The organism is Streptomyces sp. NPDC058985 (assembly GCF_042740985.1).
GTDB lineage: Bacteria > Actinomycetota > Actinomycetes > Streptomycetales > Streptomycetaceae > Streptomyces.
In genome coordinates this window covers 41,583-65,147 of sequence record NZ_JBHYJX010000034.1, presented here as the reverse complement: position 1 = coordinate 65,147, position 23,565 = coordinate 41,583, and the positions used below count along the sequence as shown (strand labels likewise).

At 73.0% G+C, this 23,565-nt stretch carries 22 protein-coding genes and 1 pseudogene; 16 read left to right on the top strand and 7 right to left on the bottom strand.

All coding sequences use genetic code 11. The features are described from left to right. Positions 1–52: 52 nt before the first annotated feature. Together ACFW01_RS26360 and ACFW01_RS26355 are read left to right on the top strand one after the other, a co-directional pair. Complete coding sequence (locus ACFW01_RS26360) at positions 53–451, top strand: hypothetical protein (protein ID WP_234959833.1); 399 nt, start codon at positions 53–55, stop codon at positions 449–451. A gap of 118 nt (positions 452–569) precedes the next feature. Continuing rightward, positions 570–1,373 (top strand): ribonuclease BN, encoded by an 804-nt coding sequence (locus tag ACFW01_RS26355; RefSeq protein ID WP_161325851.1) that lies wholly within the window; start codon positions 570–572, stop codon positions 1,371–1,373. A gap of 24 nt (positions 1,374–1,397) precedes the next feature. Here the strand turns inward: ACFW01_RS26355 and ACFW01_RS26350 are convergent, their stop codons facing one another. After that, complete coding sequence (locus ACFW01_RS26350) at positions 1,398–2,384, bottom strand: LacI family DNA-binding transcriptional regulator (RefSeq protein WP_234959950.1); 987 nt, start codon at positions 2,382–2,384, stop codon at positions 1,398–1,400. Positions 2,385–2,673: 289 nt separating this feature from the next. Here ACFW01_RS26350 and ACFW01_RS26345 point away from each other — a divergent pair, with 289 nt between their 5' ends. The 7 genes and pseudogenes from ACFW01_RS26345 (at position 2,674) to ACFW01_RS26315 (ending at position 10,229) form a co-directional block, all read left to right on the top strand. After that, positions 2,674–3,600, top strand: a complete 927-nt coding sequence (locus ACFW01_RS26345; RefSeq protein ID WP_234959832.1) for a carbohydrate ABC transporter permease — start codon at positions 2,674–2,676, stop codon at positions 3,598–3,600. A gap of 7 nt (positions 3,601–3,607) precedes the next feature. Next, positions 3,608–4,558 carry a carbohydrate ABC transporter permease gene (locus ACFW01_RS26340; protein ID WP_234959831.1) on the top strand — a complete coding sequence of 317 codons (951 nt, stop codon included), beginning with the start codon at positions 3,608–3,610 and terminating at the stop codon, positions 4,556–4,558. Between the two features lie 73 nt (positions 4,559–4,631). Further along, positions 4,632–5,975 carry an extracellular solute-binding protein gene (locus tag ACFW01_RS26335; RefSeq protein WP_234959830.1) on the top strand — a complete coding sequence of 448 codons (1,344 nt, stop codon included), beginning with the start codon at positions 4,632–4,634 and terminating at the stop codon, positions 5,973–5,975. A 34-nt stretch (positions 5,976–6,009) separates the two neighbouring features. Further along, positions 6,010–8,055 (top strand): beta-galactosidase, encoded by a 2,046-nt coding sequence (locus tag ACFW01_RS26330; protein ID WP_234959829.1) that lies wholly within the window; start codon positions 6,010–6,012, stop codon positions 8,053–8,055. After that, a pseudogene (locus tag ACFW01_RS26325) lies at positions 8,052–8,639 on the top strand (RICIN domain-containing protein); the annotation flags it as partial. The gene ACFW01_RS26330 and the pseudogene ACFW01_RS26325, both read left to right, overlap by 4 nt. 52 nt (positions 8,640–8,691) lie before the next feature. Beyond that, the gene (locus tag ACFW01_RS26320) at positions 8,692–9,327 is read left to right on the top strand and encodes a sugar O-acetyltransferase (RefSeq protein WP_234959828.1); all 636 of its coding nucleotides are present in this window, start codon (positions 8,692–8,694) and stop codon (positions 9,325–9,327) included. A 110-nt stretch (positions 9,328–9,437) separates the two neighbouring features. Further along, entirely contained in the window at positions 9,438–10,229 is a 792-nt protein-coding gene (locus ACFW01_RS26315; RefSeq protein WP_384507215.1) for an SAM-dependent methyltransferase, read from the top strand. 18 nt (positions 10,230–10,247) lie between these two features. On the opposite strand, the gene ACFW01_RS26310 is transcribed toward ACFW01_RS26315, so the two are convergent. Continuing rightward, positions 10,248–10,433: a hypothetical protein gene (locus tag ACFW01_RS26310; RefSeq protein ID WP_064726182.1), complete on the bottom strand. Its 186-nt coding sequence runs from the start codon at positions 10,431–10,433 to the stop codon at positions 10,248–10,250. Between the two features lie 133 nt (positions 10,434–10,566). Between ACFW01_RS26310 and ACFW01_RS26305 the strand changes: the two genes are divergently transcribed. From ACFW01_RS26305 to ACFW01_RS26280, 6 genes are all read left to right on the top strand, one after another. After that, positions 10,567–11,745 carry a spore photoproduct lyase family protein gene (locus ACFW01_RS26305; RefSeq protein WP_234959825.1) on the top strand — a complete coding sequence of 393 codons (1,179 nt, stop codon included), beginning with the start codon at positions 10,567–10,569 and terminating at the stop codon, positions 11,743–11,745. A 101-nt stretch (positions 11,746–11,846) separates the two neighbouring features. Continuing rightward, the gene (locus ACFW01_RS26300; protein ID WP_234959824.1) at positions 11,847–12,410 is read left to right on the top strand and encodes an MSMEG_1061 family FMN-dependent PPOX-type flavoprotein; all 564 of its coding nucleotides are present in this window, start codon (positions 11,847–11,849) and stop codon (positions 12,408–12,410) included. Between the two features lie 102 nt (positions 12,411–12,512). Then, a complete protein-coding gene (locus ACFW01_RS26295; RefSeq protein ID WP_234959823.1) occupies positions 12,513–13,373 on the top strand; it encodes an ABC transporter ATP-binding protein in 861 nt (286 codons plus the stop codon). Continuing rightward, on the top strand, positions 13,370–14,353 hold the full coding sequence (locus ACFW01_RS26290; protein ID WP_234959822.1) for an iron-siderophore ABC transporter substrate-binding protein: 984 nt from the start codon (positions 13,370–13,372) through the stop codon (positions 14,351–14,353). The genes ACFW01_RS26295 and ACFW01_RS26290 overlap by 4 nt, the downstream gene beginning before the upstream one ends. Positions 14,354–14,360: 7 nt before the next feature. Beyond that, positions 14,361–16,430 (top strand): iron ABC transporter permease, encoded by a 2,070-nt coding sequence (locus tag ACFW01_RS26285; RefSeq protein WP_234959821.1) that lies wholly within the window; start codon positions 14,361–14,363, stop codon positions 16,428–16,430. A 224-nt stretch (positions 16,431–16,654) separates the two neighbouring features. Further along, entirely contained in the window at positions 16,655–18,001 is a 1,347-nt protein-coding gene (locus ACFW01_RS26280; protein ID WP_234959820.1) for a lipase family protein, read from the top strand. A 49-nt stretch (positions 18,002–18,050) separates the two neighbouring features. Here ACFW01_RS26280 and ACFW01_RS26275 read toward each other — a convergent pair whose 3' ends face one another. Further along, positions 18,051–19,016 carry a DMT family transporter gene (locus ACFW01_RS26275; protein ID WP_234959819.1) on the bottom strand — a complete coding sequence of 322 codons (966 nt, stop codon included), beginning with the start codon at positions 19,014–19,016 and terminating at the stop codon, positions 18,051–18,053. 213 nt (positions 19,017–19,229) lie between these two features. On the opposite strand from ACFW01_RS26275, the gene ACFW01_RS26270 reads away from it, so the two are divergent. Continuing rightward, positions 19,230–19,976, top strand: coding sequence for a hypothetical protein (locus tag ACFW01_RS26270; protein WP_234959818.1), 747 nt, complete (start codon positions 19,230–19,232; stop codon positions 19,974–19,976). Positions 19,977–19,992: 16 nt separating this feature from the next. Here the strand turns inward: ACFW01_RS26270 and ACFW01_RS26265 are convergent, their stop codons facing one another. Genes ACFW01_RS26265 through ACFW01_RS26250 form a run of 4 tightly spaced genes read right to left on the bottom strand, consistent with a single transcriptional unit; the run spans position 19,993 to position 23,559 of the window. Continuing rightward, on the bottom strand, positions 19,993–20,481 hold the full coding sequence (locus ACFW01_RS26265) for an MSMEG_6728 family protein (protein WP_234959817.1): 489 nt from the start codon (positions 20,479–20,481) through the stop codon (positions 19,993–19,995). A 42-nt stretch (positions 20,482–20,523) separates the two neighbouring features. Beyond that, entirely contained in the window at positions 20,524–21,405 is an 882-nt protein-coding gene (locus tag ACFW01_RS26260; protein ID WP_234959816.1) for an SDR family oxidoreductase, read from the bottom strand. A 35-nt stretch (positions 21,406–21,440) separates the two neighbouring features. After that, positions 21,441–23,060 carry an NAD(P)/FAD-dependent oxidoreductase gene (locus tag ACFW01_RS26255; RefSeq protein WP_234959815.1) on the bottom strand — a complete coding sequence of 540 codons (1,620 nt, stop codon included), beginning with the start codon at positions 23,058–23,060 and terminating at the stop codon, positions 21,441–21,443. Beyond that, complete coding sequence (locus ACFW01_RS26250; protein ID WP_234959814.1) at positions 23,053–23,559, bottom strand: SRPBCC family protein; 507 nt, start codon at positions 23,557–23,559, stop codon at positions 23,053–23,055. Before ACFW01_RS26250 ends, ACFW01_RS26255 begins: the two co-directional genes overlap by 8 nt. Between the last annotated feature and the right edge of the window lie 6 nt (positions 23,560–23,565).

Sequence of the window (23,565 nt, the reverse complement as noted above, 5' to 3'; positions counted from 1 at the left end):
CCGTTCCGGCAACCGGCGTCGACACTGCTGTGTGGCACCCCCGGGAGTCGCCATGTGGAAGCGCAAGGGCAGGAAGGACCGGACCCCCCGGCCGGTCCCGATGGAGCTGTGCGACCTGTGCGCCAGGGTCTTCCCCCAGGACGAGTCCGTGACCGGCTACGTTCCGGACTCCTCCGCGGTGCAGGCCGCCCATGAACGGTTCGACGGGCTTCGGCTCATCACCGCGTGCTCGGACGACCACTTCGACGTGATCAAGGAGGGCTACTCGCACCGGCCCTTCGTCGAGGAGGAGCTGTGGGCCGCCAAGCTCACCCGGGCCCTGACCCAGGGCCCGTCGGCCCTCACCATGGACCAGCTCGGCTCCCGGACCGGTCTCCAGGAACCGCAGATACGCGCCGCCATCGCCTGGCACAACGACTGGCTGCGTGAGCAGCAGGGCACGGACCCCTGAGTGGCGCGGCGCTCCGGATGACCGGGGCCGTCCGGGTGGCGCGACGTTTGCCCGGACGTCCCCGGGGTCACTCAGTTCCCCGTCGGCGAGCCATCGAAAGGACGCCCGAGGAGCACCCGTGAACCGGTTGTGGCGGCCGTTCCACCGTGTGTGGGACCGGCTGGCCGCGTCGTCCCTCGTCCGGCGCGGCCGGGACCTGGAACTGATGCACAGGGCGATGGGCTTCGCCACGCTCGCCCTGGTCACGCTGGCGCCGCTGCTGATCGTGGTGGCCGCCGCCGATCCGCTGGGCCGTGGCGGTTTCGCATCCTGGCTGGCGGACGGGATGGGCCTGTCGGGACGGTCCGCCAAGGTGCTGACCGACATCATCAGTCCCCCCACCAAGGTCGTCGGCACGACGAGCGTGTGGGGTGGCATCCTGCTCGCCGTCTTCGGTGTGTCCTTCGCGGCGAGCGTCCAGAACGGCTACGAACGCATCTGGGAGCTGCCCTCCGGCCCGTGGCACCGCGTCTGGCGCCAGGCGACCTGGGTGATCGCGCTGACCGCGTACCTCTACCAGGAGGTGCAGACGCGGACCGCCCTGCACGGATCGGCCCGGATCGCGCTGTCCACGGCCACCGGCATGCTGTTCTTCTGGTGGGGCCAGCACTTCCTGCTCGGCAGCCAGATCCGCTGGCGCGACCTGCTGCCGGGGGCGGTCGCGACCATGGTGGGCCTGATCGGGCTGCGCGGTTTCTCGTACCTGTTCTTCACGCCGCTGATCCTGGACAACGCGATCAGCTACGGCACGGTCGGCATCGTGCTGGTGGTGGAGTCCTGGCTGATCGGGGTGGGGTTCGTCGTCTTCGGGGGTGCGATGGTCGGGCACTGGTTCTGCGAGCACCACTGGTGGACCAGGAACATCGACCGGCAGCCGGACTGACCCCGCGGCGGCGAGCGGGCGCGGCTACCCCGGCGGTGGCGCCGTGCTCGCGCGGGTCACCAGCCGGGTCGGTACTAGCGTCGTGCCCCGCTCCGGGGCGGCCGCGCGCATCTTGCGGAGCACGGCCCGCACGCAGAGCCGCCCCACCTCGGCGAAGTCCTGGTGGACGGTGGTCAGCGGGGGCAGGAAGGAGCCCGCCTCGGCGATGTCGTCGAAGCCGATGACGCTGACGTCCCGGGGCACGCTGCGGCCGTTCTCGTGCAGGGCCCGCATCAGACCGAGGGCCATCTGGTCGTTGGCCGCGAAGACGGCCGTGCACTCCGGGCGGGCGGCCAGCTCCAGGCCGGCCCGGTACCCGGACTCCGCCGACCAGTCGCCCCGCACGAGCGGCGGCACGGCACGGCCGGCCTCGGTGAGCGTGTGCCGCCAGGCGTCGGTGCGGCGCTGCGCGGCGAAGGAGCCCTCGGGGCCGCCCAGATGCCACACCGTGTCGTGCCCGAGGTCCAGCAGGTGCCGCACGGCGGTGCGGGAGCCGCCGGCCTGGTCGGTGTCGACGACCGTGTAGTGGTCGCCTGCGTCGGAGTCGACCACGACGACCTGGACGTGGGGCGGCAGGGTGAGGCTCGCCGCGTCCAGGAGGTGCACCTCCATGATGACGATCACGGCGTCGACGGCCAGTTCCTCCAGCCGGGAGAACGCGCCCCGCACCTCGTCCTGGGTCGGCACGGCGACCGGCAGCAGTGTCACCGCGTACCCCTCGCTCGCGGCGGAGGTGGCGATGGCCTCCAGGGTGCGTACGTTGCCCGTGGTGGCCAGCGTGAAGGTGATGACGCCGATGGTGCGGAACTCGCCCCGCTTGAGGGCCCGGGCCGCGCTGTTGGGCCGGTACCCCAGCTCCTTCATGGCCGCCAGCACCTGCCGCCGGGTCTCCTCGGTCACTCCGGCGTAGCCGTTGGAGACGCGGGAGACGGTCTGCGAGGAGACCCCCGCCAGCCGGGCCACGTCCGCCATGGACGCCGTCGGCACCCGGCCGCCGCGGCGGCGCCGCGGAACCGTGTGCGCGGCGTCCCTCGCGTCCGCGGCTCCCTCAGCGGTGTCCACTGCGTTCCGCCACCTCTCCGCACTGTTCCGGTCTCCGGCCCGAAGGACCCTTGACCGTCGTCCTCGGGGCAGTGTAGACATGCCGCCATCAAATGTTTACGTAAACATAACAGCAATCCTCCGACCGGACCGCTTTCCGCGCGTCCGATGTTTACGCAAACACGCTAGGACTCCCGGACGTGGACGAGCGAGGACCGACATGACGACGCTGCAACCGCCGGCCATCGCCGAGCCGCGGCCCGCCCCTCCCCCGGCGCGGCGCGACCGCCGCTCCTGGACGGGGTGGGGGTTCCTCGGCCCCTTCGTGGCCGTGTTCGCCCTGGTGTTCCTCGCACCGATCGCCTACTCGGTCTACCTCAGCCTCTTCCGCGACCAGCTCATCGGCGGGACCACCTTCGTCGGTCTGGACAACTACGGTCAGGCCCTGACGGACGACCGGTTCTGGGCCTCGCTCGGCCGGGTCTCGCTCTTCCTCGCCGTACAGGTGCCGATCATGCTGGGCATCGCGCTGCTGGTGGCGCTGGCGCTGGACAGCGGGCGCCTCTACGGCCGGGACTTCTTCCGCGTCTCGATCTTCCTGCCGTACGCCGTGCCCGCCGTGGTGGCCACCCTGATGTGGGGCTTCATGTACGGCACCCGCTTCGGCCTGGTCGGCGACATCAACGGGGCGCTGGGCGTCTCGCTGCCCGACCCGCTCTCCCCCGACCTGGTGCTCGCCTCCATCGGCAACATCGTGACCTGGGAGTTCGTCGGCTACAACATGCTGATCTTCTACGCGGCCCTGCGGGTCGTCCCGCACTCGCTGTACGAGGCGGCACAGATCGACGGGGCGGGGCAGATCCGCGTGATCACCGCCATCAAGCTCCCGGCGATCCGGGGCGCCCTGGTGATCGCCACGATCTTCTCCGTCATCGGCAGCTTCCAGCTCTTCAACGAGCCCAGCATCCTCCAGCCGCTGGCGCCCAACGCCATCACCACCGACTACACGCCGAACTCCTACACCTATGCGCTCTCCTTCAACGGACAGCAGCACAACTACTCCGCGACGGTCGCCATCGTGATGGGACTGATCACCATGGCCATCGCCTACGTCGTCCAGCTGCGCGGCATGCGCAAGGGAGTGTGATCCGGCGATGACCAGTCCCGCCGCCACCGCAGTCGACCGCTCCGCGCCCGTGCCGTCCGGCCCGTCCGGCTCCGCGCCCCGGCTGCGTACGTCCCGGCGCCGGCACTCCCCGGACCGGCCCCGGCGCAGCGCCCTGCTGACGGTGCTCACCGGTCTCGTGCTGCTGTACAGCCTGGTACCGCTGATCTGGCTGGCCGTCAGCGCCACCAAGACCCAGGAGGGGCTGTCGCGTTCGTTCGGCCTCTGGTTCGACGGCGACTTCGCGCTCTGGGACAACATCGGCGAGACGCTCACCTACGACGACGGTGTCTTCATCCGCTGGCTGCTCAACACCCTGCTGTACGTGGGGCTGGGCGCGGGCGGCGCCACCCTCCTCGCCGTGCTCGGCGGATACGCGCTCGCCAAGTTCCGCTTCCCCGGCCGGCGCGCGGTCTTCGCCGTCGTCATCGGCGCGGTGGCCGTACCGGGGACCGCCCTGGCGGTGCCGACCTTCCTGATGTTCAGCGAGATGGGGCTCACCAACACGCCCTGGGCGGTGATCATCCCGTCCCTGATCTCACCGTTCGGCCTCTATCTGATGTGGGTCTTCGCGAGCGAGGCGATCCCCACCGAACTGATGGAGGCCGCCCGGATCGACGGCGCCGGCGAGGTGCGCACCTTCTTCCGGGTCGCGCTGCCGCTGCTGGCGCCGGGCGTCGTCACCGTCCTGCTCTTCACCATGGTGGCGACCTGGAACAACTACTTCCTGCCGCTGGTCATGCTCAAGGACCCCGACTGGTATCCGCTGACCCTGGGCCTGAACAGCTGGAACGCCCAGGCCGCGACCGCCGGTGGCGAGGCCGTCTTCAACCTGGTCGTCACCGGGTCGCTCATCACGATCCTCCCGCTGATCGCGGCGTTCCTGCTGCTCCAGCGCTACTGGCAGTCCGGCCTGGCCGCCGGAAGCGTCAAGGAATGACCCCCGCACGTCCCTCCTCCCCTCCAACCATCGACGGTGCCGGTCACGGCCACGAAGAAGTGGAAGCACACCCATGCCCAAGCACTCGCGCCGCCTGCTGAGCGGTATAGGTCTCGTCTGCGCCCTCGCCCTGACGGCGACCGCATGCGGCGACTCCGACGACGGCGGACCGAGCCAGAAGCCGGTCTCCCAGGACGACGTCCGAGCCGCCCTGGAGAAGGGCGGCACGATCACGGTCTGGGCTTGGGAGCCCACGCTCGAGAAGGTGGCCGCGGACTTCGAGAAGAAGTACCCGGGCGTCAAGGTCGACCTCGTCAACGCCGGCACCAACAACGACCAGTACACCGCCCTCCAGAACGCCGTGTCGGCGAAGAAGGGCGTCCCGGACGTCGCCCAGATCGAGTACTACGCGATGGGCCAGTACGCCCTCACCAAGCAGCTCACCGACCTCACGGCGTTCGGCGCCGGCAAGCTCTCCGCACAGTTCTCCCCCGGACCGTGGAACGGGGTGAAGGCCGGCTCGGACGGCGTCTGGGCGCTGCCCATGGACTCCGGCCCGATGGCGCTCTTCTACAACAAGAAGGTCTTCGACAAGTACGGCATCGAGGTGCCCGCCACCTGGGCCGAGTACCTGGACGCCGCGCGCGAACTGCACAAGGCCGACCCGAAGGCGTACATCACCGCCGACACCGGCGACGCCGGGCTCACCACCAGCATGCTCTGGCAGGCCGGTTCGCGCCCCTACACGGTGAACGGCACCGAGGTGAGGATCGACTTCTCCGACCGGGGTGCCAAGACGTACACCGACACCTGGCAGAAGCTGATCGACGAGAAACTCCTCACCCCCGTCAATCCCTGGACCGACGAGTGGTACAAGGGCCTCGGCGACGGCACCATCGCGACCCTCGCCACGGGCGCCTGGATGCCCGCGAACCTCGCCTCCGGCGTGAAGGAGGCGGCCGGCGACTGGCGCGCCGCGCCGCTGCCGCAGTGGACCGCGGGCGGGAAGGCGAGCGCGGAGAACGGCGGCAGCGCCCTGGCGCTGCCGGAACTCGGCAAGAACGAGGCGCTGGCGTACGCCTTCGTCGAGTACGCGAACGCGGGCGACGGCGTGAAGACCCGCCTGGAGGGCGGCGCCTTCCCGGCGACCACCGCGGAGCTGCAGTCCACGGCGTTCCAGGACACCGCCTTCCCCTACTTCGGCGGACAGAAGGCCAACAAGATCTTCGCCGAGTCGGCCGCGAACGTCGCCGACGACTGGTCGTACCTGCCCTACCAGGTATACGCGAACTCGGTCTTCAACGACACCGCGGGCAAGGCCTACGTCTCCGGCACCCCGCTCGCCGAGGGACTCAAGTCCTGGCAGGAGGCCTCCGTCAAGTACGGCGAGGAGCAGGGCTTCACCGTCGAGCAGTAGCCCCCACCGCACGCACCACACCGGAAGGACCGCCATGATCTCCACCTTCGCGTCCCGCCTCCACCGCGGGCCGGACGGTGCCCCCACCCCCCGGCTCGCCTTCGGCGCCGACTACAACCCCGAGCAGTGGCCGAGGGAGGTGTGGGAGGAGGACGTACGGCTGATGCGCGAGGCCGGCGTCACCATCGTGTCGCTCGGCATCTTCTCCTGGGCCCGCCTCCAGCCCGGCCCCGACACCTGGGACTTCGGCTGGCTCGACGACGTGATGGACCTGCTGCACGAGCACGGCGTCGGCGTCGACCTGGCCACCGCCACCGCCTCCCCGCCGCCCTGGCTGACCACCGCCCACCCGGAGATCCTCCCGGTGACGGACCGGGGAGAGACGCTGTCGCCGGGCGCGCGCCAGCACTGGCGGCCGACCTCGCCCGTCTTCCGCGAGCACGCCCTGCGCCTGGTCCGGGAGATGGCGACCCGGTACGCCGGACACCCGGCGCTGGTCGCCTGGCACGTCAACAACGAGCTGGGCTGCCACAACGTGTACGACTACTCGGACGACGCGACCCGTGCCTTCCGGGACTGGCTGCGCGCCCGGTACGGCACGCTCGACGCGCTCAACCACGCCTGGGGCACGGCGTTCTGGTCGCAGCGCTACAGCGACTGGGAGCAGATCCTGCCGCCGCGGCTGGCCGCCTCCCACCCCAACCCGACCCAGCAGCTGGACTTCAAGCGGTTCTCCTCGGACGCGCTCAAGGAGCACCTGCGGGCGGAGCGCGACCTCCTGCGGGAACTGACCCCCGGCACCCCCGTGACCACCAACTTCATGGTGATGCCCGGCACCAAGGGCATGAACTACGCGGACTGGGCGGCCGAGGTCGACTTCGTCGCCAACGACCACTACGTGGTGCCGAGCGGGCGCGAGCGGGACGAGCTGTCGTTCTCGGCGAACCTCACCAGCGGGATCGCGGGCGGCCGGCCGTGGTTCCTGATGGAGCACTCCACCAGCGCCGTGAACTGGCAGCCCGTCAACCTGGCGAAACGGCCGGGCGAGCTGGCCCGGGACTCACTGACGCACGTGGCGCACGGCGCCGACGCGGTCTGCTTCTTCCAGTGGCGCCAGTCGGCGGCGGGCGCCGAGAAGTACCACTCGGCGATGGTCCCGCACGCCGGCCCGGACAGTGACGTCTTCCGGGCGGTCACGGCGCTGGGCTCCACGCTGGGGGCGCTCGCGCCGGTCGCCGGGAGCGAGCGGGAGCCCGCGGAGGTGGGCATCCTCTTCGACTGGGAGTCCTGGTGGGCGAGCGAGCAGGACTCGCACCCGACCTCCCTGCTCGACTACCACCGGGAGGCGCTCGACTGGTACTCGGCGCTGCTCTCCCTCGGCGTCCGCGCCGACGTCGTCACCACCGGCGCCGACCTGGGCCGCCACCGGGTGCTGATCGCACCGGTGCTGCACATGGTCCCGGCCGGGACGGCCAAGGACCTCACCCGGTACGCCGAGCAGGGCGGGCACCTGGTCACCACGTACTTCTCCGGAGTCGTCGACGAGAACGACCACGTCTGGCTCGGCGGCTACCCGGGCGCCCTGCGGGACCTGCTCGGCATCCGGGTCGAGGAGTTCGGCCCGCTGCCCGCCGGGGAGCGCGTGGAGCTGGACGACGCGACCACCGGCGACCTGTGGACCGACCAGATCACCGTGACCGCGCCGGAGACCGAGGTCCTGGCCCGCTACCGCACCGGCACGCACGCGGGCCGCCCGGCCGTCACCCGGCGACCCACCGGGAGCGGTTCGGCCGCCTACGTGTCCACCCGGCTCGGTGCGGCCGGGCTCGCCTCGCTGCTGCCGCGGCTGCTGGAGCCGGCCGGTGTGGCGAGCGACCTGCCCGCCGAGGTGCGCGGGGCGGTCGAGACCACCGTGCGGCGCGGCCCCGGCGGCCGGTTCCTGTTCCTGGTCAACCGGACCGACGCGGCGGTGACCGTCCCCCGTGTCGCCGGAGAGGCCCTGGCCGGCGACCTGGGCACCGACGGCACCCTCCTCCTCGCACCCAGGGACGTCGCCGTGGTGCGCACGTCCACCGACTGAGCCGCCGCGCCACCGTCACCCCGGTGGTCACCGACGCCGGCGGCCGGCTCGAACGCAAGGCCCCGATCCGGGTGAAGGACCGCACGGCCGTCTTCACCGTGCCCGCGCAGTCCGTCACCTCCTTCGAGATCAAGGGCGTCTCCGGCGTCGCGAGGGACGCCGCCCCGCTGCGCCGGAGCCACGGCTACACCCTCACCGGCGTGCAGAGCGGCCGGGCCGTCACCGTCGGGGACGACGGCACCGGCCTGGTCCTGGGCGGCGGAACGGACTGGCGGCTGAGCGCGGTCCGTCACGACGGCGGCGTCCGAGACCGCTACGTCTTCACCGACCCCGAGCACGGCACGCGGCTGGCGGTGCGCGACGGCGTCCCGGTGGCCGAGCCCGACACGGGGCGCCCCGGCAGGGCCGCCGAGTGGCTCGCCTCCACCACCGGCGACGGCACCTGGACGCTGGTCAACGCCGCCACCGGACGCCTGCTCGAAGTGGGCGGTCGGGCGACGCACGAGGGTGCGGCCGTCACCACGTGGCCGCCCAACTCCGGCGCCAATCAGCGCTGGACGCCGACGGACGCGTCCACCGGCTGAACCCCCCTCCCTTCCCCTCCCCCTCCTCCCCCGAGAGACCGAAGGAGACGGCATGGCCATCGACCCCCGCGAGCGCGAGGTGCGCCGCAGGATGGCGGCCCGGGAGCTGTACTCCGACGGCGCCCCGGGACTGGAGGGGCTGGCGGAGGAGCGGCTGCGCGGCAAGGAACTGGCGGACGGCTACAACCGGACCGGGGCGCGGGACGAGGAGGGGCGCCGGGCGGTCCTGAAGGAGATGTTCGCGGCCGTGGGCACCGGCGTGTGGATCGAGCCTCCGCTGCACGTGGCCTACGGCAACCGCGTGCACCTGGGTGACGACGTGTACGCCAACTTCGGCCTCACCCTCGTCGACGACGTCGAGGTCTTCGTCGGGGACCGGGTGATGTTCGCGCCGCACGTCACCATCAGCACCACCGGGCACCCCGTCCACCCCGGCCTGCGGCGGGACGGCACGCAGTTCTCGGCGCCGGTGACCGTCGAGGACGACGTGTGGATCGGGGCCGGCGCGCTGATCATGCCGGGGGTCACCATCGGCCGCGGCTCGGTGGTCGGCGCGGGCAGCGTGGTGACGGCGCACGTCCCGGCCATGACCGTCGTCGCCGGGGCCCCGGCCCGCGTGCTGCGCGCGATCACCGACGCCGACCGGGAGTGGACCTACGCTCCACCCCGCACCCTCGGCACGTTCTGATCGGCAACTTCCGCCGTGTGCCCCGGACATGACGCGGGGCGCAGGGCGCGGGGCAGTACGATGATCGAAATTTACGGCGGAGCGTCACCTCCCGAACCACGGAGCCTGCCATGACGACGGACCATTCCCAGCCTCCCCACATCGACACCGGCCGGGCCCACCCGGCGCGGGTCTACGACTGGCTGCTGGGCGGCAAGGACAACTACCCCGTCGACGAGGCGGTGGGCGAGACCCTGCCGCCCGAGGCGCGGGACGCGGCGCGGCAGAACCGCGCCTTCATGAACCGCGCGGTGGCCCACCTCGCCGCGCAGGGCGTCGACCAGTTCCTGGACATCGGCACCGGCATCCCGACCGAGCCCAACCTGCACCAGATCGTGCAGCGGACGGTCCCGGCGGCCAGGGTCGTCTACGCCGACAACGACCCGATCGTGCTGCGGCACGCGGAGGCCCTGCTGGTCAGCAGCCCGGAGGGGGCCACGGACTACATCCAGGCCGATGTCCGCGAGCCGGAGCAGATCGTGCGGCACGCCCGCGAGATCCTCGACTTCGACCGGCCCATCGCCCTGTCGCTGATCGCCCTGATGCACTTCATCACGGACGACCAGAACGCCCACGGGATAGTCCGCGGACTGGTCGAGACCCTGCCCTCCGGCAGCCACCTGGTCCTCTCGCACGCCTCGATCGACCTCTTCCCCGAACTGTCGGAGCAGGTGATCGCCCAGTACGCCAAGGGCGGCATCCGCCTCGGCTTCCGCACCCGGGCGGAGGTGACCCGCTTCTTCGACGGGCTGGAACTGGTCCGGCCCGGCCTGGTCACCGCCACCGAGTGGTACGGCGAGGGCCAGGAACCGCCGGCGCCGGAGGACAGCGGCATCTACGCGGCCGTGGCGCGCATCCCCTGACGGGGAGGCGCGCACGGCTCAGCGGCGACGCCCGCGTGCCGCCCAGCCGCTGCCGATCCCGGCGACGTGCAGGGCGACCAGGGCCAGGCCTATGAGCATCACGTTGGTGGAGGTGAAGACGTCGTTGGTCGACACCTCCGCCGCGTTGATCAGCCAGGCGATGAGGAACAGAACCGCCGCGATGATGGCGAGCACGGTGTACACCCCTTCGGATCGGTGGCACCGGGCCGGTGCCGTGTCACGCGTATGCCCCGGACGGGGGGCGTGACACGGCGGAGGGCTGCCGTGCTTCGTACAGTGGGGCCGGCCCGTCCCGCACTCTCGCCCCGGAGCACACATGCACGATCCGTCCGCCGCACCGGACGACGGCTCCGGCACCCTGTTCGGGCTCGACGCCCTGACGCCGGGCGGGCCGGCCGCCGAGCCCACCGGGCCCCGCTTCCGGGACTCCGCCGCCGCCCGCCGTCTGCTGCCGGTCCGGGAGATCCACGCCGAACCGGCGGCGGCCGCCTCCCCGCGCGGCCGGCAGGTGCTCGCCCGGTTCCCCGAGGCGCGCGTGGTGGAGGTGGACTCGCACTGGCGCATCCCGGGCCTGCACGGCAACGAGGGCAACGTCGAGCGCTGGGTGCGGATCAAGGGCGAGACCCTCGTCCTGGGTGAGCGCAAGACCCTGGCCACCCGCCCCAACGGCCGCTCCGCGGACTGGATCGCGCCCGGCGCCTCCAACGGCTGCGCCATGGCCTGCGCCTACTGCTACGTGCCCCGGCGCAAGGGGTACGCCAACCCCGTCACCGTCTTCACCAACATCGACGGGATCATCGCCCACCTCGGCCGGCACATCGCCCGGCAGGGGCCGAAGCCCGAGCCGAACCAGTGCGACGCCGAGGCGTGGGTGTACGACGTGGGCGAGAACGGCGACTGCTCGGTGGACGCCCTGATCTGCGACAACACCGCTGACCTGGTGCACGCGTTCCGGCAGTGGCCGACCGCCAAGGCGTCCTTCGCCACCAAGTTCGTCAACCCCGACCTGCTGGCGCTCGACCCGCGCGGCCGCACCCGGATCCGGTTCTCCCTGATGCCGCCGGACGACTCACGGCTGCTGGACGTGCGCACCTCGCCGGTCGCCGAGCGGATCGCCGCGGCGGCCGACTTCCTGGACGCCGGGTACGAGGTGCACTTCAACCTCTCCCCCGTGGTGGTGCGGCCGGGCTGGGAGGAGGCCTGGGCGGAGCTGCTGCGCCACCTCGGCGACGTCCTGCCGGAGCGGGTCAGGCGGCAGGCCGCCGCCGAGGTGATCATGCTGACGCACAACCGGGAGCTGCACGGGGTCAACCTGGGCTGGCATCCGCGCGCCGAGGAGGTGCTGTGGCGGCCGGAGCTGCAGGAGGGCAAGCGCTCCGAGAACGGCGCGCTCAACGTGCGCTACCGCGCCGGGGTCAAGGCCGACGCGGTCGGCCGGCTGCGCGCGCTGGTCGCCGCCCAGGCGCCGTGGCTGCGGGTGCGGTACGCCTTCTGACCGCGCCAGGTAAGGGGAACCTAACATCAGATAATGTGCTACGTACAATCACCCAGCCGGAAGCACCCGCCTCCGGTCAGCACGTACCCGGGGAGCCGGCCTTGCCACACACGATCGACACGACCGGAGAGCTGCCGGACACCGCCAAGGAGGACGGCTGGGTCGAACTGGGCTCGCCGGCCGAGCTGCGCGAGCTGCTGGGCGAGCCCTGGCCCGTCGTCATCGACAAGGTGCACGACCGGCTCACGGACGACGACCTGGACATCCTGGCCCGCTCCCCGTTCTGCCTGCTGGCCACCTCCGACCCGCGGGGCAACTGCGACGTGTCGCCGCGCGGCGACGCGCCGGGCTTCACCCGGGTCCTGGATCCCGGCACCATCGCCCTGCCGGACCGGCCGGGCAACCGGCGGGGGGACAGCTTCCACAACATCCTCGGCAATCCGCACGCCGGCCTGCTCTATCTGATCCCCGGCGGCAAGCAGGTGCTGCGGATCAACGGCCGGGCCCGCCTCCTCACCGACGCGCCCTTCTTCGACGCGATGGCCCGCGACGGCAGGCGTCCGGACCTCGCCCTGGTCCTGGAGATCGACGAGATCTACCTGCACTGCCCGCAGTCCCTGAACCGAGCGGGACTGTGGAAATCCCTTGCCCCGAAGGAGAGTTGAGCACGCCGTCCGATCCGGGGCGCAGGACGGGGCCGGAGCCGGGGCGGCCGGTGTGACCCCCGCCTCTACCAGCAGTTTTTAGGTTAGGCTAACCTTCGCCACGTGAGATCTGGTGAAGACACGGCCGGCACCCCACGCCTGCGCGGTCATCGGCTGTCGGCGACGGGTGTGACCGTCGCGTACGACGGCGTCGATGTCGTGCACGACGCGGAGGTCACCCTCCGGCCCGGCGAAGTGACCGTTCTGGTGGGCCCGAACGGCAGCGGCAAGTCGACGCTGCTGCGCACCGTCGCCCGCCTGCAGCGGGCCCGGAGCGGGGCGATCGGCATCGACGGCGACACCGACGGCCTGGCGCTGACGCCCCGTGAGTTCTCGCGGTACGTCGCCCTGCTGACGCAGGGCCGTCCGACACCGGGCGGGCTGACCGTGCGGGACGTCGTCGAGTTCGGCCGCTATCCGTACCGGGGCCGCTGGGGACGGCCCGATCCGGACGGTCCGGCCGCGGTCGACCGGGCGCTCGCGCTCACCGGCGTCGACGGCTTCGCCGACCGCGGCGCCGACCACCTCTCCGGCGGCCAGTTGCAGCGGGTGTGGCTCGCGAGCTGCCTGGCCCAGGAGACCGGCGTGCTGCTGCTTGACGAACCCACCACCTATCTCGACCTCCGCTACCAGGTCGAACTCCTCGACCTCATCCGCGATCTGGCCGACGTCCACGGGATCGCCGTCGGCGTCGTGCTGCACGACCTCGACCAGGCGGCGGCCGTCGCCGACCGGATCACGCTCCTCGAAGCGGGCCGGATCGTCGCCGACGGCCCGCCCGAGGACGTACTGACGCCGAAACGGCTGAGTGCCGTCTACGGCATCCGGATCGACGTCGACACCGACCCCCTCACCGGCCGGCTGCGCACCCGCCCGATCGGCCGCCACCACATACGAACCGAAAGGCTCGGCACCACCTCATGAGACGCCTCCTGCTCACCGCGGCCGCCACCACCGCCGCGGCGCTCACCCTCGCCGCCTGCGGCACCACCGAACCCGCCGCCGACAAGTCCGAGAAGAAGGCCTCCGAGGCCATCACGCTCAAGGACGGCAAGGGCACCGAGGTGAAGCTCGACGGCCCGGCCACCAAGGTCGTCGCCACCGAGTGGAACGTCGTCGAGAGCCTGGTCTCCCTGGGCGTGGACCCGGTCGGCGTCGCGGACGTCAAGGGCTACAAGACGTGGGACAGCGCGGTGCCGCTGAAGAACGAGCCCAAGGACATCGGCACCCGCGGCGAGCCGAGCATGGACACCGTCGCCTCCCTCGCCCCCGACCTCATCGTGGCCACCACGGACCTCACCCCGGCCGCCGTGAAGCAGCTGCGCGAGGTCGCCCCGGTCATCGAGGTCACCTCCGCGGACGGCACCGGTCAGATCGACCAGATGCTGGAGAACATCGACCTCATCGCCAAGGCCACCGGAAAGACGGAGGAGGCGAAGGCGCTGCGCACCGGCTTCGAGGCCAAGGTCGCCGAGGGCAAGAAGGCCCTGGCCGACGCCGGGATCGCCGGCAGGAACTACGCCTTCGCGGACGGCTACGTGGCCTCCAACCAGGTCTCGATCCGCCCCTACACCGCGACCTCCCTCATCGGTGAGGTCAACGAGGCGATCGGCCTGAAGAACGCCTGGACGGTGAAGGGCGACCCCGCCTACGGCCTCGGCACCACCGACGTCGAGGGTCTCACCAAGCTGCCCGAGGACACGCAGTTCGCCTACATCGGCAACGAGGACGACCCGTCCGCCACCCCGTTCACCGGTGAGCTGGCCAAGAACTCGGTGTGGAAGTCCCTGCCGTTCGTGAAGTCCGGCGACGTGCACCGGCTGGACGACGGCATCTGGATGTTCGGTGGTCCCGGGTCGATGGAGGCGTACATCGACGCCGTCGTCGGCGCGCTGACGAAGTAGCGAGGCCATGGCCGTCACCGCAACCGAACCCGCGACCCGTCCGTCGACGGTCCCCACGTCCCGGTCGGGCGCGGCCGCGGTGACGGCCGGGATCGTCCTGCTGGTCGCCGTCCTCGCCGTCGTCGACATCACCCAGGGCACCGCCTCGGTCGGACCGTCCGAGGTCTTCAAGGCCCTCACCGGGCGGGCCGACCCGGACGACGCGTCGGTCGTCGTCGCCTCGCGGCTGCCCCGGATGGCCGCCGGCCTGCTGGTCGGTATCGTCCTCGGGACGGCCGGCGCCGTGCTCCAGTCGGTCAGCCGCAACGTGCTGGCCTCCCCCGACACCCTGGCCGTGAACGCGGGCGCGTACCTGGCCCTCGGGGTGGCCGGCGCCACCGGCCTCTCACTGCCGATGATCGCCTCCTCCGGCGTCGCCTTCGTGGGCGGGCTGGCGGCGGCGGCCGTCGTGCTCGGGCTTTCCGGCCTGGGCACCGGCACCGTCCGTCTGGTGCTGGCCGGTACCGCGCTCATGCTGGGCCTGCACTCCATGACGGAGGGACTGCTCCTGCTCTTTCCCGAGCAGACCGAGGGCCTCTACGCGTGGAACCAGGGCAGCATCTCCCAGAACGGCTTCGACGGCGTCCTCCAGATGCTGCCGATCGCACTGGCCGGGCTGGCGGGCCTGATGCTGACGGCCCGTCGGGTGGACGCGCTGGCGCTCGGCGACGACGCCGCGCGCGGGGTCGGCGTGCCGGTGCGGGCGACCCGGGTCACGGTCGTCGTGCTGGCGGCGATGCTGTCCGCGGCGGCCGTGACGCTCGCCGGTCCGATCGGCTTCGTCGGCCTGTGCGCACCCGCCCTGGTCCGCCCGCTCGCCCGCCGCTTCCGCGGCTTCGCCCGCTCCCGTACGTCGATGCCGGCGGCCGGGCTCACCGGCGCGGCCCTGGTGCTCGGTTCCGACGTGCTGCTGCGCACCCTGGTGCCGGCGAACCGTGCGGTGGGCGTGCCCACGGGCGTGGTCACCAGCCTGGTCGGAGCCGTGTTCCTCGTCGTCATGGCGATGCGGCTGCGGGACACCGCCGGGGCCGGCGCCCCGGACCGGCTGCGCATCCCGAGCCGGGCGGTGTTCCTGGCCACGGTCGCCGTCCTGGCGGCCGCTCTGGTGGGCCTGGTCATCGCCTCGGTGCTGATCGGCGACAGCAAGCTGCTCCTCGGTGACGTCGTCAACTGGGCGCAGGGCAGGGCCGGGCGGACCGTGTCCTTCGTGCTGGACACCCGGGTGCCCCGGGTGCTCGCGGCGCTCGGCGCGGGTGCGGCGCTCGCCCTGGCCGGCACGCTCGTGCAGGCCGTGACGCGCAACCCGCTCGCGGAACCGAACGTCCTCGGTGTCACCGGCGGTGGCGCGCTGGGCGCGGTGATCCTGGTGACCACCGTGCCGGCCGCCGGGACGTGGGGCGTCGCCGGCGCCGCGTTCGCCGGGTCCGCCGTCACCGCGGTCCTCGTCTTCGGGCTGGCCGCCCGGGGCGGCTACCGGCAGAACCGGCTGGTCCTCGTCGGCATCGGCGTGGCCTCCGGGACGGCGGCCATGATCAGCCTGCTGATCGTGCTCACCGACCCGTTCAACGCGAACAAGGCCCTGACCTGGCTGTCGGGTTCGACCTACGGGCGGACCATGCCGGACGTCGTGCCGGTCGCGCTGGCGCTGGCCGTCGGCATCGGCGTGGCGGTCGCGCGGCGCACCGAGCTGGACCTGCTCTCGCTGGACGAGGACACGCCGCGGCTGCTGGGCCTGCGGCTGGCGCCGGGGCGGCTCGGGTTCCTCGTGCTGAGCGTCGTACTCAGCTCCAGCGCCGTGGCCTGTGCGGGCACCATCGGGTTCGTCGGGCTGGTCGCCCCGCACGCGGCACGTGCCCTGGTGGGCCGGCGGCACGTCCGGGTCGTGCCGGTCTCGATCCTCCTGGGCGCCGCCCTGGTCTGCGCGGCCGACCTGATCGGCCGCACGGTGATCGCCCCGGCCCAGCTCGGCGCGGGGCTCATGACGGCCGTGATCGGGACGCCGTACTTCCTGTACCTGCTGGTACGCGGCCGCCGGTAGCGGCGGCCCGGGTCCGGCGGGGCGTGGATCCCGCCGGACCGACACCTTGCCCGACGCCGCTTGTTAGACGCGACGTCAAGTTACTGAACCGTAATAAGCATGGTGCTACCCCCGGTAACTCCTGTCCGGGTACGGTCCCGTCACCCCACAGGAGCAGCGTGGCCCCGGTCCTCCCCCAACGGACCGCGGACGACCGGTTCCGGCCCTTCCCCAGGAGGTTCGCCATGCCCGCACGTCCCCGTCTGCTCGCCGCGGCGATCACCGCCGCGCTCGCCCTCGGCGCCCAGGCGGTGCCCGCCGCCGCGGCAGGCACCACCGACGGCACGGCCGCCGACCCCGCCTCGGAGGTGTCCCGGGGCGTGGAGATACCCGCCTTCTACACGCCGCCGGCCGGACTCCCGGCCGCCGACGGCACCCTGATCCGCAGTGAGCACCTGGCGCTCGCCCTGAGTCTGCCCGGCCTCGACGGCCCCCTCCCGGGGCGGGCGACCCGCCTGATGTACAAGTCCACCGACGCGAACGGCGAGGCGGTCGCCGTCACCGGCGCCTACATCGAGCCCACCGCGAAGTGGCGCGGCGACGGACCGCGGCCCCTGGTCGCCGTCGCCCCCGGCACCATGGGGCAGGGCGACCAGTGCGCCGCCTCCATGGCCCTGGAGCACCCGCTGCGGCTGGGCGACGGAACGGTCTCCGTGGGCTACGAGAACCTGTCGGTCTACCGCCTGCTGCTGCGCGGCGTCGCCGTCGTCGTCACCGACTACGTCGGCCTGGGCACCACCGACCGGCTGCACACCTACGTCAACCGCGTCGACGGAGCCCACGCCGTACTGGACGCCGTACGCGCCGCGCGCTCGCTCGGCTCGGCCTCGGTCACCGCCGGCTCCCGGGTCGGCCTGTTCGGGTACAGCCAGGGCGGCGGCGCCACGGCGGCCGCGGCCGAACTCCAGCCGGCCTACGCCCCGGACGTACCGCTCGCGGGCACCTACGCGGGGGCGCCGCCCGCGGACCTGACCGAGGTGACCGAGGCGATCGACGGCGGCGACCTGGCGGGCGCGCTGGGCTGGTCGCTCAACGGCTTCCTGCAGACGGAGCCCGCCCTGGGCCCCATCGCCGACCGGTACATCAACGCGGAGGGCCGGGAGGCGCTCAAGGACCTGTCGACGATGTGCGTGGGCGACGCCCTCTTCGGGTACGGCGGCGCGAGCAGCGAGGACTGGACGACGACCGGACAGTCCATCAGCGACATCATCCGCGCCGAGCCCGTACTGCGGGACTTCCTCGCCGAGCAGCGCATCGGCTCGCAGAAGCCCGGCAGCCCGGTCCGCGTGGCGACCGGCGTCAGCGACGACCTGGTCCCCCACGGCCAGTCCCGTCAACTCGCCGTCGACTGGTGCCGCAAGGGCGCCACGGTCACCTACGCCCCCGTCCTGCTGCCGGGCGTCGGAAGCGGCCTGCTCAACCACTTCGCCCCGCTCCTCACCGACCAGGGCAGCGCCATCTCCTGGCTGACCGACCGGCTCTCCGGGGAGCCGGCGCGCTCCAACTGCCGCAGCATGCCCCTGCAGCCCTGAGCCACCGGGCCCGCCCGCGGGCGGACGGCCCCTCCGGCGCCGAGGGCTTCTACAGCTTCTCGGCCGAGCGGGACTCGAAGGACCTCTGCCGCGCCGTCCGGGCCGCACCCGGACGGGCGGACGAGGGACCGCCCCGGCGGGCGAAGGAGAGCGACACCCCCGATCCCACGGCGACCCCCGCGCAGACCAGGGCACTGCCCACGGCCTGCGCGGCGCCGTAGGAACCGGTGCCGACCAGGGGCGCGGTGCAGGCCGCGGCGACCGGGATCAGGCCGGAGAACAGGGTGGCGCGCTCCGCCCCGATCCGCTGCATGCCCATGTACCAGCAGACGAAGCCGACGACGGTGACCACCGCCGCCTGCCACAGCAGCGCGCCGGCCTCCACCGCGTCCGGCGGCCGCAGCCAGCCCGCGCCGTCGGCCAGCACGCCCGCCACCGCCGACTGGAGCGCCGCGATGCCGCACACCGTGGCGGACAGCAGCCGCGGGCCCAGGGGCCGCAGGACGGGCACGGCCAGGACCGCGAAGCCGACCTCGCCCAGCAGCGCGCACACGGAGAACGCGATGCCCGCGCCGTCGGTGCGTCCCCAGCCCTGGACCGTGAAGGCGCCCGCGGCCACCAGCGACGCCCCGTAGAGCACGACCCGTTGCGGCCGGCGTCCGTCGAGGAGGGGCACGAGGACGGCGACCACGACCGGTGCGCAGCCCACGAAGACCCCGGGGACGGCGGGTTCCGCGGTCCGTTCCGCCGCCAGGACGGCCAGGTTGAAGCCGACCATACCGACGGCCGCCAGCAGGGCCAGGCGCAGCCACGGGCGGGGGCCCAGCGCGCGCAGCCGGGCCGCCGCGCCGGACCCGGCGAGGGGGACGAGCAGCAGGAAGGCCAGCCCGTAGCGCAGGAACTGGCCCCCGGCGTACGGGTAGTCGCCGAGGAGGCTGTTGGCGGTGAAGGATCCTCCGACGAGGACGCAGGCGAGGGCGGCGAGCAGGGAGCCGCGTGCGGTGGTGGCGTTCACGGAACCGACGTTAGGAAGCCGGCCGGTCTCGCACGGGGTCCACTTCCGGGGCGGTATGCGGGACCAATCGGTGACCGTGGCCGCCACACGGACGTCACCGGTCCTTCATCGGGTGCGGGGAGCGGGAATCGGGGTATTCGGAACGTCCGGCACCAACAGGCCTATAGGCCACGTGACTTGATGGTTTCGAACAGACACGGGAAGGAACTGCCAGTGCGCACCCGCGATGTGACAACCGCCGTGGCGACCGCGAGCGCCTCCGTCGTACTGCTGGCCGGTTGCGGCGGCGGCTCCGGGGACGGGAGCGACCCCTTCGAGGGGCAGAGCGCCGACTCGGTCGCGGCGAAGGCGGTCGAGGCCACCCGGGAAGCGAAGTCCATGCACGTGAAGGGGGACACCCGCCAGGAGAACGGCTCCACGGTCACCATCGACGTCTCGGTCGACCGGGCGAAGAACTGCCAGGGCACCATCGGCGCCGGCGACACCGAGGCCGAGGTCCGCTACACCGACTCGACCCTGTACCTGCGCGGCGACCGGCGGTACTGGGAGAACGCCCTGAAGCAACAGCCCGACGAGGCACGGGAGATGGTGCCCAAGCTGTCGGACAAATGGGTGCGGATGCCGGGCAACGACGCCACGACTGCCGGGGTCTGCGACAAGCAGGGCTTCGTCGCGGCGATGGACCAGGACAAGTCCCAGCGCCAGGGCATGGAGCGCGGGGAGACCTCGCAGGTGGACGGCAAGGAGGCGCTCAAGCTCACCAAGGAGGGCGACGGCGGCGAGACGCTCGCGATGTACGTGGCCACGGAGGGCGAGCCCTACATCCTCAGGACCACCACGGAGGGCGGCAGGAACCCGGGCAGCGTCACCTTCAGCGACTACGGCGAGCCGGTGAACCCCGAACAGCCCCCGGCCGGCGAGACCGTGGACCTGAAGGGGCTCGGCGCGCAGAACTCCTGACGCCACCCATGACCTGCTACGCGCCGCTCGCCGGCCCCTCTCCCGACCGGTCCGAGGCCGGCCACACATAGGGAAGGTCGTCCGGCACACCGGGAAACAGCCCGCCGTAGGCGTCGGGGTCCTTGCGCAGCAGCGCCGACCTGTGGCTGCGGTGGAAGGCCTCGTCACCGAGCCACGGCGGCAGCTCCCCGGCGCGGGCCAGGGCGGTCTGGTCGCGCACGGGTTCGTGCGGGCGGAGAGTGGCGAGACCGGCGACGAGCGAGGCGGCGCAGCTGTCCTGGTGGCCCTGGTCCCGCCAGACCCGGCAGACCTCGAGGCCGTACCGCACCAGTGCCTCCTCATAGCCGGCCCACATGCGCACCGCCGGGTGCCGGCGCCAGCCGTAGCCGGGCACGGTCAGGCCGCGCAGCACCTGGAGCGCCTCGACCCGCTGCTTGCCCAGTCGGCGGCGGTCCAGCGTGAGCGCCGACTCCCGGAACCCGGGGAGGGGGAGAAACGTCTGCATGCCTTCCTCTCAGCAGCGGAACCGGTGTCCGGGCCCGGTGGGCTACGCACCCGGCTCCGGCCCGTCCCGGTCGGCCAGTCCGCCCGCGCCGAGCGGGCCGGTGGCGCGCAGGGGTCCGTCGGCCTCCAGCCGGGGCAGCTCGTGGCGGGAGAGCCGCAGGACCACGGGAGGCAGCATGGTGCGCCCCAGTTGGGCCAGGCGCAGCCAGCCGGGGACGTAGACCGCGGTACGGCGGCGCTCCACGGCGCGGACCAGCCGGGCGGCGACGTCGTCCGCCGGGAAGGTGCGGCGGGCCGGCGGCGGCATGTGCCCGCGCAGCTCGCGCAGGACCGGGTGCTGGTCGGCGTCGCGGATCATGTCGGTGTCGACCCAGTTGAGGTAGGCGATGCCCACGGCGACGCCGTGGTGGGCCACCTCGGCGCGCAGCGAGTGGTTGAAGGCCTCGACGCCCGCCTTGGAGGCGCAGTAGGCACTCATCATCGGGGCGGCGCCGAGCGAGGCCAGCGAGGCGATCTGGAGGTGGTAGCCGGCGGTGCGCAGCAGGTCCGGCAGGAAGGCGCGGGCCGTGTGGGCGCTGCCGGTCAGGTTGACGTCGACGACGCGGCGCCACAGTGCCGGGTCCGAGGTGACGAACGGCCCGCCCTCCGCGATGCCCGCGTTGGCCACCACGACCGAGGGCGGCCCCAGGCCCCGGCGTACCGCACCGGCCGCCTCCGCCAGCGCGGCGGGGTCGGTGACGTCGGCCTCGACGGCGAGCGCCTCGGTGGGCAGCTGGGAGGCCACCGTCCGCAGGTGCGACTTCTCACGACCGAGCAGGGCGACCCGGGCGCCGCGGCGGGCGAAGGCGAGGGCCAGGGCGGCGCCGAGTCCGCGGGCGGCACCCGTCACCACGACGGTGCGGTTCTGGAGGGGGCTGTCGGTCACCGGTCGGGCCTTTCCTCGGGGGGCTGCGCGGACGCTCACCGTCTGTCGCCGGCCCGGTCGCGGCGGGCCAGGGCCCGTTGCGCCCGGGTGAGGCCTGCGAAGCGGTTCCGGCGCAGTGCGGCGTGGGCGGCGTTGGCGCCTGGCGCGCCGTGCACTCCGCCGCCGGGATGGGCGGCGGCGGAGGCGAGGTAGAGCCCGGCCACGGGGGTCTCCGGCCGTCCGGTGCCGGGCACGGGCCGGAAGACCAGCTGCTGGTGCATGGCGGCGGTGCCGCCGTTGATGGCGCCGCCCGTCAAATTGGCGTCCAGGGCCTGGAGCGCCGGCGGGGCCAGGACCCGACGGGCCCGGATCAGGGTGCGGAAGCCGGGTGCGAAGCGTTCCACCTGGCGCTCGACCCGGTCGGCCATCAGCTCCCGCTCCCCGGCGTCCCAGCTCCCGGTGATGCCCGCGTCGCCCGCGTCGCCCCGGACGTCGTGGGGGACGTGGGTGTAGGCCCAGGCGGACTCGGTGCCGCGGGGCGAGCGGGTCGGGTCGGACGTCGTCATCTGGCCGAACAGGGAGAAGGGGCGGTCGGGGACGCGGCCCATGGCGATCTGGGCGGCGAACCGGGTCAGTTCGTCGAGACCGTCGGCCAGGTGCACGGTCCCGGCCCCCGCCGCCCGCGCGCACCGCCAGGGCACGGGGCCGTCCAGCGCCCAGTCCACCTTGAAAGTGGCGAAGTCCCACTCGAAGCGCCGCAGGTCGGCGAGGACCTGTTCGGGGAGGTCCTCGGGGGCGACCAGACCGCCGTACAGGGCGGACACGGAGACGTCGGCGAGGACGGCGCGGCGCGCGGGGACCAGCTCCCCGCCGGCGGTGCGGACGCCGACCGCGCGCCGGTCGCGGACCACGACGTGCTCGACCCGGTGCCCGCAGCTCACGGTGGCGCCGCGGGAGCGCAGCCGGTGGACCAGGGCCGCGGTGAGCGCTCCGGCGCCGCCGACCGGCACGGGGAAGCCGTAGGTCTGCCCGAGCATCGACATCAGCCAGCCGAAGCCGCCGCTGCCGGCGGCCTCGGGCGCGAGGTCGGCGTGCAGGGCGTTGCCGGCCAGGAGCAGTCTGCCGCCCTCGCCCCGGAACTCCTCCGCGCCCATGCGCCGCACCGGCAGCACCAGGGTGCGGGCCAGCCTGAGCCCGCCCGCGCCGCGCAGCCGCAGGGCCAGCCGGGCGGCGGCGCGGACCGGCGGGAAGGGGGTGAACAGGGCGTCCAGGATGTCGGTCCGGTAGCGGTCCCACACGTCGTACAGGCGCTCCCAGGCGGCACCGTCCCCGGCCGCGAAGGCGTCGAGGGAGGCGGCGGTGACGGCGACGTCGCGGTCGAGGACGGCGCACGTGCCGTCGCTCAGCGGGTGGGCCAGTACGTGGGGGGCGTGGGCCCAGCGCAGCCCGTGGTCCTCGAGCCGCATCCCGGCGAGCACCGGGGAGGCGGCGGCGAGCGGGTAGAAGGAGCTGAACAGGTCGCTGACGAAGCCGGGGGCGACCCCGGAGTCGTGACGTACCGCGCCGCCCGGCTCGGGCTGCTCCTCCAGGACCCGTACGCTCCAGCCGGCGTCCGCCAGCAGGTTGGCCGCGACGAGTCCGTTGGGGCCGGCACCGATCACGACGGCGTCAGGCACGGCCGGTTCCCGGACGGTACGACACGCGTCCGGCGCGGTCGCCGGGGTCGGGGCGGCGGTGCCCACCCGCCCGGGACTCGCACAGCCGGGCCAGCCGGGCCAGCATCGCGCGGTGCCGCACCTGGATCAACGCCTCGACGCCGGTGTTGTGCAGCATGCCGCCGGGGCCGCGCAGCGGGTGCTCGTCCACGATGACCAGGCACTGCTCGCCCCACGGGCGCAGTTCGACGGAGATCCGGGCGGTACCGAGCCGGCCCGCCTTCGCCTCGATCTCCAGCAGGCGGCCGTCGGCCTTGTGCCGGACGACGGACTCGTTGTCGAGCCGCAGAGGCCCCAGCCGCACCTCGTAGGCGATGGCGGCGCCGACCTCCGGCCAGTGTCCGGACTTGGGAGTGGAGTCCGAGGGCCCCACCACCCACTCCACGTACAGGTCGCCGTCCGCGAGGACGTCCCACACCGCCTGCGGGGTCGCCTGGATCAACCGATGCCGAACCGCCACGCGTGC